This is a genomic window from Lysinibacillus sp. KU-BSD001 (genome assembly GCF_042920265.1).
In the GTDB taxonomy this organism is placed as follows: Bacteria; Bacillota; Bacilli; order Bacillales_A; family Planococcaceae; genus Lysinibacillus_B.
The window spans coordinates 15,156-32,933 of the sequence record NZ_JBDQZI010000006.1 but is presented as its reverse complement, the minus strand read 5'-3'; the positions used below and the strand labels follow the sequence as shown (position 1 = coordinate 32,933).

Sequence of the window (17,778 nt, the reverse complement as noted above, 5' to 3'; positions counted from 1 at the left end):
AGAAAGATTAATTACAATTATTTTTGCAAAAACTCTTCTATCTCTTGTTTTTTTAGTTGGATGTTAATCTGAAGTGTTTGTAAATCTTTTGCTAGTAATAGTGAATCCTCAAAATTATTAAAGTCAATTTGAGCGATTTCAGTAGTTCTTGATTGAATTGTTTTTAATGAACGTTTTAGCTTAGAATCCACATAAACATCATCTACTCCAATTAATTTAATAGCTTCAGAATATTTCATCTTTGGTGTTCTGAAAAATTGTTTTAAAATTACTAAATCAGCAGACTCAAGAAGGATATCAGATTTTAATTGAGTGGTTGAAATCTTTTTGTTTTCTGCTTTATAAAGCAAACTATCACGAATCAAGTCTTCAGTAAGTTCAGCAACTAGCGTAGGATGCTGTATCTTCAAGTCATTAATGAAATCAACAATTCTAGCTAATAAAGTAATTGTTAGCTTATCGTTAGCTAATCTATCTTCAATTTCTTGATGTGGAAAATAGTTGAACACTTTTAAAGCTTCTCTTACTACTTTGAGACCTTTTCCAGTTTTGTAAGAAAGTTCTTTCATGGACCAGTTTTCGTAATTATTATTCGATAGGTTAAATAAATATTTTCCCCATTCGTAGGTAGTCCAGTCCCGTTTCCCGCCTTGGACAGAAGAAAGACGATCTAGTTCTTCTTCAATAGATTCAGGGGGAGCTACAACATAGACTGGAATTGCTTTTAAATCCATTTGACATGCAGCTTCAAACCGTCTATGACCCGATAAGATAATATAATTTCCATCTTTCTTATAGCAAGTAATAGCAGTTTCCCAACCATTTTTTTTAATAACAGTTATTAGTCTGTCTATATCTTGAGATAGATTCCGCCGAGGATTTAATGGATTCGGCTGAATCTTATCCAAAGGAACATGCTCTAAATTTAATCTTTCCATCACTTTTCCTCCTGTTTAGCAATATTATTTTGAATCCTAGTATCTAATTGTTCTAAAACCTTTTCTAATTGTAAAAGTTCATCGTAGATTAAGCTTGCTTCTTCTTTTTTGATATATTTAAGAGATTTAATATTTTCGGAAGCTTTTTTTATCGTGGAAATGTTAGTTTTAACATCATAACTAACTAAAGATTTATCAGCTAGTGAAATTTCTCTAATAAAATCATTAATTTTCATGTTCGGTGTTGTTAAAAATCGAATAACATCATCAGAACTAGCTTTGTTAAGGTAATCCCCCTTTAAAATTTCACTATTTAAAAGTCTGTTTTCCAATTTTTGTAGCATAATTTCCTTAATATATTGTTCACCTAAGTCTTCGTAAACTGTAGGCTGAAGTTTTTTAATTCTTAGACACCATAATCGAATGGTATCTAACATATTAACGGAGAAATTATTGTTTAGAAGCTTAGCTTCAAGTTCTTCTGTAGAAAAGAATTTGCCTACAAATATTCTCTTTTTTACTGTTGGAACAGAAGCATTTAATTTTTGAGCTAATTGTTCAAGTGTATAATTAGGATTCATTTCAGATAAATTAAGTGTATGAATTAGCCACTCTAATTCATTCCAATCACTTTGATTGCCTTGAATGGCACCTAACCGTTCAAGTTCTTCAAGAGTGTTCTTTGGTTCAGTAACTAAGTAGATGGGTATTTCTTCCAACCTCATTTCGATTGCAGCATTCCAGCGACGATGACCACTAATGATGACATAGAACTTTCCTTTTCGATATGCAACAATAGCTTCCTCGAATCCCTTAGTTTCCAAGATCCTTATTATTTCGCTTGATTTATAAGTGACATCTTGTCTGGGGTTTTTTGGATTTGGTATAACAGACCTTGTTTTAACCCAAATTAAATTTAACGAATTCAATATATATCACTCCTATTATTTTCTATTCCGGCGTTCTAAATACTTTTGCTTTTTACGATTTTCTCTGCATTCTGGATGTAATATTGTTCCTGTTTTGTTAAAGGTGGATATCTGTTTTTGTTTAGGTTTATAAACCCATCTATCACAATAAGTACATATATAAAATTCTTCTTTTGGATCCATACAAAAAACAAGATTAATGTAAAAATATTCGCGTATATTATTTGCTTTTAAGTTGAAAAACGAATATTGCCTAACTCGTTGAATATTATTAGCAATTTTAATATCAGCATTCTTAATTTCTTTTTCAATCCTAGCATTAAGATTACCGAGTTCTATAACATTATTGAGGGAAGCATTATATTTCTTAATTATTTCGTTAACTTCATGTGTAATTTTTTTTAAAACGTTCTTTTGTTCTAGCATAATTTTTCTTAAATTTTGAGGCGTAGAAGTTATGGAATATTCCTTTTGTTTTTCTGACGGTAATGTTTTATATAGTAATTCGTATAATACATCTGCTGAAAAAGGTTCGTTTGCGCTTGGAATGATATTAACCAATTCTATTATTTGTTCTATATCATTGAAGTCTGTTTTTAGAAAATAAGGGAAAATATAACTATCTCTATTCATTTTTGAAACACCACCTTTTATTTATGAGTAGCAATTAATAAGATAATCTTTTTGGATTTTCTGTTCTATATTGAAACTGTACGAAATTTAAAAATGTTAATAAATACGATTATATATAGGGAAAATGAGTTTAAAGTAGAATTTTTATTGTTTTGTTGATTTTTGAATTTAGCATAATATTTATACTTTTCCCAATCAGATATGAATTTAATCAAAAAAGTAGAAACATTGCTGTTTCTACTTTAAAGGGAATATGTATTTAATTACGTATTCAAGAGTTGATAAATACTTTTAATTGAATTTCTCTTTTATTAATGCAATAAAAGTGTCATAGAAGCCTTGTGATATAAATTCTTTTTCCAAAACTAAATAGGTTAAACGATCAATAAAATCTTTTTTATGTGTTTCTAATTCAACTGATTGTTCTAAAACAACTTGTTGGAACCATTCAAGTAGACCCTCTTCAATTTGTAAAGGTGATTCCATTTTGTTTAATACGACATTTTGATAATAGTTTGTAGCTTTTTCTAATACATCTTGTTCGTCATCATCAAAAAATACTTCAGTATCATAATAATTACCCCAGCCAATCGCAAGTAAATTGAATTCAGAAAAGTATAAGGCGACATTTGCATTAAGTTCTTTATTATTTACGATTGGTAATACATTGTTTTCAATCTCAAATGGATGTGTGTATTTGCGATACCATGTTTTTTTGTCCAAGAAGCCGCATTTTTCTAAGAGAACTAAGTAACTATGAATTAACGTAGCAACTTCTTTACCGTCTTTAAAATCGTATCGGATTTGGTTCTTTATATCCTTAAATAAATACTTCGAATAAATCGGTTGTTTCTTACTGTAATTATGTTTAATTGCTTTATGGAATACGAGTAATTGCCATAAAGGATATGGAGTATGAATACATCTATAGTTCTCCATTTGAATATTAAAGATGCCAGGGAAGTTAGTATCCGTAAATCCGCATTCTTTTACTAATCGTCTAAATAATACTTGTTCTCGATGCGACATACGTTGCAATACTTTATCTATATTGAAATTACTCAAATACCTTTTATATTGTTGGAATCTTTTTTGTTGCGTTTGCTTTTGGTGAATTCTTTGAATGCGTATAGCATTTTCCTTCTTTCGTTTATGCCATAATTCAGCTGCTTTTTTAGTTGTAGCTATAAAGTATTGTTGAAGCTTTTCATACGAGGATTTATTACATAAAGCATATTTGCATGGTGATTGTATTTTAATTAGTTTCATTTCATCAATGACGATTTCTTGCAGCTTTACAATAGCTCTTGTTTCGTTTCGGAAGTAAATACCAAAGAACTTTCCGATATGTTTTACCAGATTATTTTTTACGTCAATAAAATAAACACTACGCTCTTTTTCATTCACAATTTGTTGCGCGAATTTTAAACGTAGGACTACTTCGTCATCCTCGGTATCTTCTGTATGTATTTCTTTATAAAAATTTGTACCGAAAAGCCAAATATCTTTTATACCTGCTATTGCATACAGCTTCCGGCGTTCCAGCCATTTTTCTGCTGTTTGTTCCGCGCATTGTATTTCAAATGCAAACTTATGACCATTCCCAAAATCCGCATACACATCTGCAATTTGATTTGTCTTAGTAATCCGTTCTTCCAATGCGACATAAGCATTCGGGTATTGTTCCTTTAACCAATTATAGATTGCTAACTTACCACCAAGATGTTCCTGTGTTTCGGGTTCCCCAACAAAACTACCTTCAACATGACGTTCATGATAAAAGTGATGAATCCGCTTAGCCCCTCCGCGAAAGAAAACATGCTTATGACAATGAGGACAATATAGTTCTTTTGCTTGGGCTAATGAATATAGGCGTTCTTTATCCTCATGAAAGGCAAGTTGTCTTTTACCGTTTTGATGGATTGCTACGAACATTTTCTCACTCCTAATTAGTTTGAAAAAGTATAGATTGAATATAAAAAACATCGAATTAACTTCTATTTATTTACATTTATTATATTTAATAGGACGATTTTATTATCTCATAAAAAAAGATTAAAAGGGAATTGATGTATAGCAATATCATTTGAAGGAGAGCTTATTGACTATGAATATAGAAAGATGAGCAGATTGTCTGATAAAAGCTTTATAAAGAAGTAAGTGAAGCGGCATTGGGTGAAGATTCAAATTTTTTTATGTTTAAATGCAATTAAGTCTTAGAAAGGTTGATATATATGGAATTAAAATCAACGGAAGACTTAATAGAGATTAGTCTTCCTAAAATAGATAAGAAGTTAACGAATCTTGATTTACTCTATTGAAAAGCAATAGAGCCAATAAAAAAATTAGAAATTATATCAGAAAGTGATTTTGAAGACTTATTAAGGGAATGGGCTTCAGATTACCTATCCCGCAAATATGAAAAGGTTAGGCGAAGTAGTGGCGCTGGCGATATGGGAAGAGATGTTATTGGGTACTTGAAGTATTCACAAAATGATGAAGCCGAATGGGATAATTATCAATGTAAACATTATGATAAAGCTTTAACACCACAAGTTGCTTTGTTAGAAGTAGGAAAACTTTGTTATTACACATTTATAGGGGAGTTTACGGTCCCTAAAAATTATTACTTTGTATCTTCTAGAGGGATCGGTCCTAAGTTAGCTAAATTGATAGACAATCCTGAAAGGTTAAAAGATGTTCATTCTTTAAAAAGTAAGGGTGTTTAACTTTACTTAAAAAAACAAATATAGTATTTTAAATATACGGAACGTACGTTTGTTTTTGGTGTTTCTTTTACATAAAACGTTTTACTTTATATTTAATTGAATAATTTAGGGCATCTATACTTATAGAACGTCATATGAATTTAATGTGGTTACACATTATGTTCAAGTATGTGTTGTATTCCTATGGAAATTGAAATTTTTATAAGTTCTATAAATAAAAAGAAATGAGAGGTACTTACAGATGGAGAAAACTATTGTAAGTTATTTAGATCAAAATGTAGAATTAATTCGTGAAGTATTACAAGAGGCAGCTGAAGAAAGTTTCTCTGTTTGCGAATCAGGAATTAGTGAGCAGGAAGCTATTAGTGTTGTCTTAACAACAAATTTTAAATTGAAAACGATTTATCATCCTCAGTCGTATCATTTTACAACAGATGTGCTACATGTACTATATACTTTTGAGTGTGAAACATACATTGTTGACTATGGAGATGTAATTAACTTTTTAACTCCTGAACAAGCAAAGAAATTTGAAGAAAGCGTGTTAAATAAGGCAACGGAATTACTTCAATTAGAAACTGAAGAAGAGTTAGAAGACTTTAATGAATTGTCACGTGAAGAAAAATTACGTGAAATAGAATATTATCTTGATGAAAATTGTATGGTTTTAGAGAAGTTCATGGAATTCGACAAATCACTACATGATGAATATTTGAAGTCTGTGTATGATAGTGTTGATTTTAGTTTTGAATTGGAACAGGTGATGGATTGATTGTATGAAAATATATAGTCCAGATTTGATTTCTATTGTATTACGTTAGAGTGCAAGTGGGTTTTGATAGCTAATAATAAGTTGTAGGTTCTATATGCTTTGCATAGGAACATTGTAAGCCCCTAATCTAACAATCGCTTTAAGTTTAGTTGCAACAGTTGTAAACCCGTAATCAAACAACGCATATAAAACACCAGGCACCTTCGATACGATGAACGTATCAACTAAAGGAGGTGCCTGTCTTATGCCAACAAATAAATTAACCATTGTTCCCATCAAATTAGATCCTCTAACGAATGAAACTCCTTCTAATCATTCTCCAAAGTATCCCGCTCTGGAGCAAGCTGTGTGATTAAAACAGCTACAGCCGAAATTACCCTCTTCAATGGCGTAGAAGAGCGCATTATCCAAACCATTATGAAGGAGCTGAACAGTCGATGAAGCATGATTTTACGAGTGTGCAAAATAGCCAACTATCCGAAAAAACCTAAGATAGTTGGCCATTTGTCGTGCGTACCGAAAAGGTGCGCTTATTTTTTATATTTCGGGCTTACGTTGGACGCCTTATGGATATAGATTATTTTGTAAGCTTAATTTCATGATTACATGATGTACATTTTTTCCATTTTTGCTTTGTTACAATCATCGGCTTGTCGCGATAATTACATTTGGGGCAAATATCTCCTTGCTCATATTTGCGGTTCGGTGTTGAATCCCATGGTGGATTGTAATAAATATTTGGTTCTGCACCTGCACAGTGATAGCAGATATAATAACCATTGTTGTTATAAATTTGGTATTTGCTTTCTCTACTATCAATTAATTGCTTACAATGGTTGCAATGATTTAAATAGATGCGGAAATCATGCTCTGGATTTTCATTTCTTTCATTTTGACAGCAACTGAAAACAGTTGTGTTATATGCTGCATCGTAACGTTTAGAGAACTTAAAATCCACTCTAAATGGCTCTGAACATGTTGAGCATTTCATACGTTGGATTAATTTTTCTAAGCGATTGACCCAGCCAGCAATTTTATTTGTGTAATAATCTGTGGAATCAGGTCTTTTTAATGTTTCAGCCATTGGTTCTAAATTAGCGAATGTTAGCATTTCCTGTAGCGACCAATAGCTATATGGTAATTGAAAATTTGGACCGATACGTGAACCTTCATGCATATAGACCGTGTCGCTAATTCGTGTACATACGGCTTTCTCACATGACTTACGTAAGCGAGGGCAATAATATACCTCATCAATTTCAGCGGTGTCATCTGGAAAAGTATTACGATAAATAATATGGCGGCCTTCGCAATGCTTTACAAGCGAATGATTAATGTTACAACGAGGTAATAAGGCAAGCAAGTCAAAACCTTGCCGTGCATTTGCTTGCTGTAAAATCACTTCATCAATTGTTTGAAGTACAGCTTCTTCTACATTAGGCTTTTGTTTGTTTAAGCCAATATAAAGCAAGCGCAAACATACTTTAATGAGTGGATGTTGTTCGTTTTCTCCAAATTGTGAGATTAATTCATTTGTTAACCATTGTGGCTTTTTATCTTGTATAATTTGTTCTGTTATTTTGTAAATTAAGTAATTTTTTACGAGAGGTTCTTGTTCTAACCAAAGCATCTCATTATTCTGTAATCGCTTATAAATTAATTCAACTCGCTCTAATACTGGTAAAAACGTAAAAAAACTTGAATGCTGTCTATAAGTTTGAGACAAGCGTTCGATAAAATGTCCACGTTCGTCGTCTGCAATCTGTGTAATTACGTCTAACATTTTTTCAACATTTGTATTTGTACTTTCGTTCCAATAAATGAATTGCTGCTCAAGTGATAACATTGAAAGACTAGGGAAATAGCATAATGTCTGCTTGTCGTAATCTTCCCAATAGTTTTTTGGCATTGTTCGCGCCACTTTGCCAAAAAAGTATTTAGTAAAATAGTTCATTGCAGTTTGGATATCTTTTGTACCTACGCTTGTATTTACATAGCTACGAATAAAGTAGGGATAGATTTTTTTACGTATAATAAGCTTATGTAGTATCTTATATTTAAACCAAAAAGCGATTGGAATTGACTTATAGCGATTAAAATCTCGATATCGTAGCACTTCACCACTTTTTACAGTTGGTATATCGTTAGCTACTTTTTCAGCAATTATTTGCGCAGAAGTTTCGTCCTCTAATAATTGCTCGATTAGCGTATCCTCTATTTCGAAAAATTCGAATAAATTTATGTAATTTTTGATAAATACTGCGTGCGCCTGGCTTTTTTTATAAATAACTGCTGTTTTTAATGTCTGTTCTAATAGCTGTGCAAGCTGTTCATTATAATCAAGTGGCTGATTTGCAAGTGCCTGTACCATATCTAATGACAACTCAGTTATTGAGTGGTCAATGATAGAAGTTAGGCACTGATTAGCTGTTGCTTTTGACCAATAAGCAAGCAGTAGCTGTTTCATCAGCTCTTTACTATTTTCTAATGTTAATTGTTCCTCTAGTGCATCGATATCAAGCTGGTGTAATTGTAGTGTCTTCATTAATATTTTTTGCTGCGCAGAGGAAATATTCATGCGTAAAGCGGTTAAAATTTCTTCTTGATTTTCGAGATGAAGTGGTTGTGCCTTTACAATTTTCCCCTTTTGATTAAGTGTTACCCAAATGAGCATATCTTCCTTGATCGTTTCCAACAGCTCTTTATTCAAAACGCTTTTATGGATATGTATATCTACATTATCAATCACGACAAAACCAAAATTATTTTCTATTCCATCACGACGTTTACCTCCAAACCATTTCACTACTGCTAATTCCATTGTTCATCCATCCTTTCTATTATTGAGCATGACATATCGATACTTCGTCATGCTCAGCAGGAACATATGTGAAGAATAAGGGATATTTATGTATGGAGTAGTACCGTCAAAGCTTTAACTATTACTCTGAAAATGATAATTAGTTTGGCAAACCGTACAAATCATAATTATTCCCCATTTCAAGTATTAATTTGTTTGGAATTAATTACATTTTAGTTAATCATAACATTTCCAAACCGATATTTGAGTTTTTTTAGCTTTGTATTTATTGAGCTGAAATTGAGCTATTAAGCATATTTGCTAATATTGTAAATCATATCGAAGTGTTGGTATTGGAGTATTTGTCCAGCTTTTCATGTGTATGTACAAGGTATTAGTATCTACCATTCGGAACTATTATTATTAGTAACCATTACAATCTTTTGATACTACTACGTTTAGAGCAATTTTAAGGTTGGTTAAAATGCTTGAATATCTAATAGGCACCATTAATAGTTCATCGTACCAAAGGTGCCAGGTGTTTTATATGCGTTGTTTGATTACGGGCTTACCAACAGTTAAAGCAAACGACATTGATTTTATCAGTACATAGTGAAGTTGAGGACAAAGCTATCGAATATACTGTTGCAGCAACAATCGCAACTTTTTTCATAATCATTCGCTTTGAACCACACAGATATAGACCACATATGTAAAATAGCTAGCTAACTATTTTTATTAGGTTTAGTTACCTGTATATTCTAATTGAATTTTTCCTCAATTAACGCTATAAAAGTGTCATGTAATCCTTGTGATATGAATTCCTCGTTAAGCACTAAATTTTTTAAGTGGTCTATAAAGTCTTTTTCATGTGCTTCTAATTCAACTGATTGTTCCAAAACAGCTTGTTGGAACCATTCAATTAGACCTTCTTCAATATATAGAGGTGAATCCATTCTATTAATTACGAGATTTTGATAATAGTCTACAGCTTTTTCTAAAACTTCTTGTTCTTCACCCTCAATAAATACTTCAGTATCATAATAGTCACCCCATCCAATTTGGAGTAAATTGAATTCAGAAAAATACAAGGCGACATTTGCATTAAGTTCTTTATTATTAACGATGGGCAATATATTATTTTCAATTGTGAATGGGTGTGTATACTTACGATAAAGTGTTTTTTTGTCCAAGAAACCACACTTCTCTAGGAGAACTAAATAACTATGAATTAAAGTAGCAAATTCTTTACTGTCCCTAACATCATATCGAATTTGGTCCTTTATATCTTGAAATAAGTATTTAGAGAAGATTAATTGTTTCTTACTATAATTATGCTTAATCGCTTTGTGAAATACGAGTAATTGCCATAAAGGGTATGGTGTATGAATGCATTTATAATTTTCCATTTGGATATTAAATATGCCAGGGAAATTTATATCGGTTAAACCATATTCCTTTACTAGTCGCCTAAATAAAACCTGCTCTCTGTGTGACATACGCTGCACTACTTTTTCTATATTGAAGTTATTCAAATATTTTTTATACTGTTGGAATCTTTTTTGTTGCCCTTGCTTTTGCAAAATTCTTTGTATGCGTATAGCATTTTGTTTCTTGCGTTTCTGCCATAGTTCAGCTGCTTTTACATTTCTAGCTATAAAATATTGTTGAAGCTTTTCATATGAAAGTTTATTTCCTAAGACATATTTACATGGTGAGGGGATTTTAAAAATTTCCATTTCATTAATAGGGAGTTCTTGCATCTTTACAACAGCTCTTGTTTCGGTACGGTAGGAAATACCGAAGAACTTTCCAATATGTTTTACGAGATTATTTTTCACGTCAATGAAATAAACACTACGGTCTTTTTCATTAACAGTTTGCTGTGCGAATTTTAAACGTAGCACAATTTCATCATCCTCAATATCTTCAACGAGTATTTCTTTATAATAATTAGCCCCAAAAAGCCAGATATCTTTTATACCCGCTAATGAATAAAGCTTACGACGTTCCAGCCATTTTTCTGCTGTTTGTTCTGCACATTGTATTTCAAATGCAAACTTATGACCATTCCCAAAATCCGCATACACATCTGCAATTTGATTGGTCTTAGTAATACGTTCTTCCAATGCAACATAAGCATTCGGGTATTGCTTCTTTAACCAATTATAAATCGCTAATTTACCACCAAGATGTTCCTGTGTTTCACGTTCTCCAACAAAACTACATTCAACATGACGTTCATGATAAAAGTGATGAATCCGCTTAGGCCCTCCGCGAAAGAAAACATGCTTTTGACAGTGCGGACAATACAGTTCTTTTGCTTGGGCTAAAGAATATAAGTGTTCCTTATCCTCATGAAAGGCAAATTGTTTTTCGCCGTTTTGATTGATTGCTACGAACATTTTCTCACCTCAATTATTAAGAAAAGTAGATAACTTTAAAAGAAAAAGTGATTAAATATAAATTTGTTAAATTTTGTATATTTATTATAAGAAAAGCAGTAGTACTTTAAAAGCAATAACTTCATTAGTTTTCTTTAAATTATTTATTAAAGATAAAATGTTTGTTTTGTAATTTAAAAATTTGAAATAGTACGATTAATATAGAGGGGTATGTTATTATAGATTTATAGAGGAGGAATATTATGGTAATTTTTGAATCAGCAAGTGCAAATATATTTGGTAATAGTAAGTTATATCAAGCTCAAGTAGATGCTTACAACGCGGTGACAACATATTATGAGCAGTTCCCTGAATTCGAAAAAAGAGAAGTGTTAGTCGTTATGCCAACAGGGTCTGGTAAAACGGGTTTAATGTCGATACTTCCTTTTGCTAATTGTAAAGGCAAAGTACTATTAATAACTCCAGGTAAGGTTGTTAGAAGAACTGTATTTGAAGAATTCGATACAATGTTTAATCCTCAAAAATCGTTTTTATATAAGCATAATGTGATATTGAAAGCTGGGGACTTACCAAAGACATTGTTATATCAAGGATTTAAAAAGGATAGTGAGCAAGAAAAAGCTATTGCACTAAGTAAATTGAATGAAGCGGACATTGTTATTACTAATATTCATCGAATTAATAGTAGTAGTGAAGAAGTGAATTTAATGAATCTAGTGGGACAAGATTTTTTTGACATGATTATTATAGATGAAGCACATCATGTTGCAGCACCTATGTGGCAAGAGTCCTTAAATTATTTTAAAGCTTCCAAAGTAATTAAATTAACAGCAACTCCATTTAGAGCAGATAAGCTTGAAATAACTAATAACCCTTTAGATCCAATTTATGAATATACATTAGGTGAAGCGATAAAAGATGGTTTGTTAAAGGATGTTATTAAAGAAGTAGAAATACCGGGCGAATTGGAGTTTATCCATAACGAAACGGGACAAAGGCTAACTTTAGAGGAAGCTAAACAAAAATTAAATAATGATTGGATAAATAAATCTGTTGCTCTTTCTGAAGTATGTTCAAAGCAAATTATAGAGCAAACAAAGCAAGTTTTATTAGACAAAAGAAAGAGCTATCCAAATCATCGGGTGTTGGCGATTACATGCAATGATGAACATGCTCAATCTATATGTAAATGGTTTAACGATGCAGGACTGAGTGCTACATATGTTAGTACAAACTCAAATAATGAAAGAGAAAATGAAATTCGATTAAGTGACTTTGCTCAAGGTAAATACGATGTAATGGTTAGTATTCAAATGTTAGGTGAAGGATACAATAACCCTGATATTTCAATTATCTCGATATTTAGACCATTTAAGTCATTAACACCATATGCCCAGGGGATTGGAAGAGGGCTAAGAAAAATCCCTAATGCCAATTCAGAACTTGATAATTTTTGTAATGTTATTTATCACAAGGAACTAGGGCTAGAAAAATTGTGGGAGTACTATAAACAACAGAAGACATTTTCAGAAGTTATTAAATCACAAAGAGAAAATATAAGTGAACAACTTAACCTGCTTGAAGAACTAGGCTTTGTTGAATCAAGGCCTAGCAAAAAGAAGTCTAAACCTCAAGTTGAAGAAGATGTATTAGTTATAGTCCCACAGCAATTAGGGAGTGTAACTAAATATTCTTCTAAAGGTATAGGTAACGAAGATTCATTTTCACCAGATGGCTTTGATAGATATTTAGCAGCTAAAAAAGCAACGAATGATGCTGTAGCTAATCAATTAAAAGTAGAAATTGATCGTATTAATCAAATGAAGGAAGCCGGATTAGTATCTGAAGTAGAAGCTCAGGCATTGAGGGAGTTAAAAGAAAATCAGGCGAATGAGTCATTGAAATCTAATGCTTCAGAAGGGGCAGATTACTTAAAAGCTCAAAGTTTACGTAAAGAGTACATTACTTGGTTGAATTTGAAAATTGAAGAATTCTTTGTTCAAAGTAAGTTAGAGAAAAAAGGAACAGAGCTGCCTGTTCGCTATGACTTTCAGTTAGATAGTGATATCGACAATATTGGATGGTTAATGAAGAATACTCATCAATCAGTGTACCAGGTATTAAAGAAAAATATTGGTGAGTTTACTACGAATGATTATGGTGCTGCGAAGGAAATTGTAGTTGAAAAAATGAATTTTTATCTCAAAGATTTTGATTTGTAAAATCTAGTATATAAAGGAGGCTAACATAACATGAGTACGATTGTAGAAAGACAATGGTTGAAATTATTAAATCCAAATGATATAGATCTTTATCCTATTCAATTTGCGCATAGTGATAGACTTAATAAATACGGAAATGATGTAGTTTATATTTTTGACGAGGTAGGTAGTGGTAAAACTATTAGTAGTGGAATAATGGCGTTAGACTATCTTGAAAGAAATAATAAAAACGTGATGGTAATTACAACTAATAGCTTAGCTAGAAAAAACGAAGCCAACTCCTATGGACAATTTTTAAAAGACTGGTTCCAAAAATTGCCGTTTGGTTATAAGGATTACTCTTCGAAAATTACAGTTGTTAATAATCATTATTCAAAATTTAAAACCCCTATTTCCGTGGGGTTATTAATAATTGATGAAGCTCATTTATTTTTAAATGAAGATACAGAAAGATATTTAAATCTTGTTGAGAATATAAAAGCAGATAAAGTTGTATTTTTAACAGCAACACCTATAAAAACGGGGAAAGAAGATTTAGTTACCTATACCAAGATTGCTTCAAAAATTTTAGGTAAAAAAGTAAGCCGAGATTGGATAGATAACTTAGATACATTTAATAAAGCCCCTAATCAGTTAATTTGTAGCCTGTTTGATTTAAAATTACCTGTTTCAAGATATTTTAAAGATACGATAAAGGCACTTGATAAAGAAAATAGTTTTAAGCATACTGCTAGACGATATGAAACGTTAACTTGGAATTACAATTCACTGGATTCTAAAAATGAAGTTTTAGCAAATAGGATTATAGAACTATATAATAAATCAGAAGAAAATAGATTTGTTGTATTCACTAGGTATGTTAAAAAAGAAGCTGAGAAGATAGGAGAATATTTAAAAAGTCGTGGCTTCATTAATTCGAATGAACAAATTGAAAATATCCCAACTTATTATATTGTGACAGGCAGTAATCCACAAGAGCTAGGCTATTTTTCGAAGTTAGATAATTTACCAAACGTATTAATCTTAACCTATCAAATTGCAGAACAAGGAGTAAATTTGCCAGGATTTAATCATATTGTGAATTATCATATTTCTTCATATCCATCAGCTCTTGAACAAAGATATGGAAGAATTGATCGTATAGACAGTGTAAGTGCAGAAATTTATAATTGCTATTTAATAAACGATGCTTATTTAGATACTAATACTTTTAATTTTTTAACAGCTATTCAAACTAGTTTATATTCATTACTAAATTATTTACCTTCACGTAATACTATTTTATCCCCAAGAATCTTAACAGAATTCATTAATCGAAAAAAATTTATTGATGATTATATAGAGAAAATAAGAACTTTATTGGAAGATAATCAATTAATGCTAGATTTATACAAAAAATTGTTGCTATATTCAGAAGTCGAAGCAGAATATGATGAGCAAGATATGAATGAAGTAGCTTCGATAGATGACGAGGAATTGAAGGAATTATTTGATTTCTGTGATGAATATTCAATCATAGGGGTTAGTGATTTAGAAATGTCTCAAGAAGCGGCGATTGAAATTTTAATAAAAGATATTAAAAATGAACTAGCTTTAATAAAACGACAGTTTGTGCAAACAAGTGAAGACAAAGAAAAAGTATCACAATTATTAAAAAAAGATAAAGGTATATGGGATAAAATTTTCTATATTAAAGGTATCTCATCGCAAAATTTAGATATCGGCACAGTAGATCCAATTAAAGAATGTGCAATTTTTATAAAAAATTTAGATGGTTATAGTGATTATTTGAAAGATTTTAACGAGTCTATTAAGTTACCATTAGAGTTTGAAAAATATAGAGAAGGTTTTAATTTATATTTTGAAAATCTATTTAAAAATAATAAGTTTAATCAGATTTTTCCTAGTTTTAGTGGAGGCACTTATGGCGATCAATTCCAAGGCTTTAAAACAACAAGTCCTTTGCTATATGAAAACTTAGAAGAATTAATACGTACCCTACCATTTTTTAAAATGTGTAATCAATTAAAAAAAGAATTGATAAAATTAAGTCATACTGAACAAGGATATACTAGGGAAAAATATAGTGGTGATGTTCATTACTTTGCAACTGCAATGGGAAGGTTAGCAAAAATAGATTTTGGGTTATCAGAAGACTTCTATAAGAAATATTTTGGTCAGGTAATTGGTAAAAATTATTATGTTTATAAAGATGAATTCAAAGCTTTCTTTAAAGTAGAATTCACGGAAAATGATAACAATGGAAAAATAGAATATGTAGGTGAAGCTAGTAATTGGTTAAAACTAATTTACACGATTTCTAGGGAACAATCTATTTTATGTATAATTAATAAACGTTTATATTATGCTGGACAGCCTTGTTTGAAAAGAATAGTAGATGTTGAAAAAGTAAAGTATACTCCTAATAATGAAGAAATCGTTAAAGGTCTTTTTGATTATATAGTTAGAACTAATTCTGGTGATTGGAGAAGTTGGGTTAAAAAAGGATTTATAGATGATGTTCCTAATGCTAATTATGTTTGGAGTAATGATTATTGGACGAAATCGATTCTAAAAGTTGTAAGAAATCAAAGTTTTAATTGAATTTTTAAAAATTACTGCTATTTTAACTATAATTTAGTAAAAATGTTATAATATAACTGTCCTGTGAAATTAGTTGTAGGAGTGTTAAGTTTCACGCTTGTCAAGGTTATAAATATTTAGAACCTCAACAAGCAACCTAGTGATTTCTGTTAAGAACAGCACGAGCTGGACTTCTGAATAGCTAGACAAACTTAGCAACATTGTAATTACCTCCATAGGGTAAGTATAGTGTAGTGTTTTAAGAGTAACAAAGCCGTTTTATACGGAGCGCGTGGTCAGCAGAGCATCTATCTTTGATAGATGACACCAAATTAGGCTAGGAGGTTTTTCGGTTATGAACCAGGGTAATGGACCACATCAATTACATAACCTCTCTAGCTCTTCTAACATTAATTGGGAGAAGTATAGAACAAAAGGTTATCTACATTTTGATGAACGAATACAAATTGGGCATATGAAAGCGGATCTTTTAAATAAGGATTTCGTAGCTTCATATGCTTTTTTACCATTTCTACATTTTGAAATGAACTTTAAGAGGTTTGTGACGGTTAAAGAAATTGATGAACTAGGCAATGTCATTAAAAGAAAAGAACCTGGGAAACCAAAGACTCGTCAAATTTTTTATGCTGCTCATAAAGACAGCTTTATATATAAATATTATGGTGATTTACTAAATAATGCTTATAACAATTATGCTACTGATAATGAAATTGATGAAAATGTTATTGCATATCGGAATAACAAGTTTGGTGAAAATAATATCGATTTTGCGTTTCAGGTGTTCGAGCATTTATTTAAATTTGAGAAGGCGGTTGTAATAGCTAGTGATTTTTCGAAGTATTTCGATAATATTTCGCATCATACATTGAAGGAAAACATGAAAAGAGTTCTAGGAGTAAGTACTTTAGAGAAAGACTGGTATCAAGTATTTAAAAATTTGACGAAATTTACATACGTGAATAGAGAAGATATTTATAACTTTTTAGAAGAAAAGCATGGAAGGAAATTAGACAAAAAAATTAAAATGCATCAAATTAGTAGAATCATGGAGCCAGCTGAATTTAGGGAATTCAAGAAATTTTATTTAAAGAGAAACCCTAATCTGGGTCCTTTTGGTATACCTCAAGGTTCAAGTATGAGTGCAGTATGTTCTAATGTACACTTAATAGATTTTGATAAAGAAATAAGTGAATGGTGTAAACAAAAGAATGCAAATGCTATGTATAGAAGGTACTGCGATGATTTGATTGTTGTTATACCAATTGAAGGCGAAGGTTCCGATGAGTTCAGTGTAATTCGCAATGAATTATTTTCAATCATAAAAAAATACGAACCCGATGGATTAATTGTGCAGCCAGAAAAAACTGAAATAAGGTTATGGAATGGTAATGAAATACTTGATGAACAATTAAATCCCTCAAAAATCGATTATTTGGGATTTGTAACGGATGGACAAATGATTCAATTGAGAGAAAAGAGCTTGTTTAATTATTATACGAGAGCTTATCGCAAGGTTAAGACTGTGAAAGGGATTGAACGTTTCACAAAAAGGCCAGGTCCGAAACGTTCCCTTTATGACTTATATACTCATTTAGGCTTTAATTATAAAGAACGTGGAAATTTTGTTACGTATGCTTATAAAGCGCATAACAAAATGAATAAGTTGCCTGTTAAATGTCTTATTAAGAAGCAGGTTAAGAGGCATTGGAGAAGAATCCATAAAAAATTATGACTTAATTGAAAATC

General features: G+C 31.2%; 12 protein-coding genes. 5 read left to right on the top strand and 7 right to left on the bottom strand.

Going from position 1 to position 17,778, the window contains the following annotated elements; genetic code table 11:
- Positions 1-17: 17 nt before the first annotated feature.
- From AAGS61_RS10590 to AAGS61_RS10575, 4 genes are all read right to left on the bottom strand, one after another.
- On the bottom strand, positions 18-938 hold the full coding sequence (locus AAGS61_RS10590) for a ParB/RepB/Spo0J family partition protein (protein ID WP_391371228.1): 921 nt from the start codon (positions 936-938) through the stop codon (positions 18-20).
- Positions 938-1,867 (bottom strand): ParB/RepB/Spo0J family partition protein, encoded by a 930-nt coding sequence (locus tag AAGS61_RS10585; RefSeq protein WP_391371226.1) that lies wholly within the window; start codon positions 1,865-1,867, stop codon positions 938-940. The genes AAGS61_RS10590 and AAGS61_RS10585 overlap by 1 nt, the downstream gene beginning before the upstream one ends.
- A 15-nt stretch (positions 1,868-1,882) precedes the next feature.
- Positions 1,883-2,500 carry a hypothetical protein gene (locus AAGS61_RS10580; protein WP_391371223.1) on the bottom strand — a complete coding sequence of 206 codons (618 nt, stop codon included), beginning with the start codon at positions 2,498-2,500 and terminating at the stop codon, positions 1,883-1,885.
- A 291-nt stretch (positions 2,501-2,791) separates the two neighbouring features.
- Positions 2,792-4,435 carry a competence protein CoiA gene (locus tag AAGS61_RS10575; protein ID WP_391371220.1) on the bottom strand — a complete coding sequence of 548 codons (1,644 nt, stop codon included), beginning with the start codon at positions 4,433-4,435 and terminating at the stop codon, positions 2,792-2,794.
- Positions 4,436-4,953: 518 nt separating this feature from the next.
- On the opposite strand from AAGS61_RS10575, the gene AAGS61_RS10570 reads away from it, so the two are divergent.
- Together AAGS61_RS10570 and AAGS61_RS10565 are read left to right on the top strand one after the other, a co-directional pair.
- Positions 4,954-5,229 (top strand): hypothetical protein, encoded by a 276-nt coding sequence (locus tag AAGS61_RS10570; RefSeq protein ID WP_391371217.1) that lies wholly within the window; start codon positions 4,954-4,956, stop codon positions 5,227-5,229.
- Between the two features lie 241 nt (positions 5,230-5,470).
- Positions 5,471-6,001 carry a hypothetical protein gene (locus tag AAGS61_RS10565; RefSeq protein WP_391371215.1) on the top strand — a complete coding sequence of 177 codons (531 nt, stop codon included), beginning with the start codon at positions 5,471-5,473 and terminating at the stop codon, positions 5,999-6,001.
- Between the two features lie 90 nt (positions 6,002-6,091).
- Here AAGS61_RS10565 and AAGS61_RS10560 read toward each other — a convergent pair whose 3' ends face one another.
- The 3 genes from AAGS61_RS10560 to AAGS61_RS10550 form a co-directional block, all read right to left on the bottom strand.
- Positions 6,092-6,277 carry a hypothetical protein gene (locus AAGS61_RS10560; RefSeq protein ID WP_391371212.1) on the bottom strand — a complete coding sequence of 62 codons (186 nt, stop codon included), beginning with the start codon at positions 6,275-6,277 and terminating at the stop codon, positions 6,092-6,094.
- Positions 6,278-6,578: 301 nt separating this feature from the next.
- Positions 6,579-8,822, bottom strand: coding sequence for a hypothetical protein (locus AAGS61_RS10555; RefSeq protein WP_391371209.1), 2,244 nt, complete (start codon positions 8,820-8,822; stop codon positions 6,579-6,581).
- 740 nt (positions 8,823-9,562) lie between these two features.
- Positions 9,563-11,206 (bottom strand): competence protein CoiA, encoded by a 1,644-nt coding sequence (locus tag AAGS61_RS10550; protein ID WP_391371206.1) that lies wholly within the window; start codon positions 11,204-11,206, stop codon positions 9,563-9,565.
- 242 nt (positions 11,207-11,448) lie between these two features.
- On the opposite strand from AAGS61_RS10550, the gene AAGS61_RS10545 reads away from it, so the two are divergent.
- From AAGS61_RS10545 to AAGS61_RS10535, 3 genes are all read left to right on the top strand, one after another.
- Entirely contained in the window at positions 11,449-13,428 is a 1,980-nt protein-coding gene (locus tag AAGS61_RS10545; RefSeq protein ID WP_391371203.1) for a DEAD/DEAH box helicase, read from the top strand.
- A gap of 30 nt (positions 13,429-13,458) precedes the next feature.
- Positions 13,459-16,032, top strand: a complete 2,574-nt coding sequence (locus AAGS61_RS10540) for a helicase-related protein (protein WP_391371200.1) — start codon at positions 13,459-13,461, stop codon at positions 16,030-16,032.
- 334 nt (positions 16,033-16,366) lie between these two features.
- Positions 16,367-17,764, top strand: coding sequence for a reverse transcriptase domain-containing protein (locus AAGS61_RS10535; RefSeq protein WP_391371197.1), 1,398 nt, complete (start codon positions 16,367-16,369; stop codon positions 17,762-17,764).
- Positions 17,765-17,778: the final 14 nt, after the last annotated feature.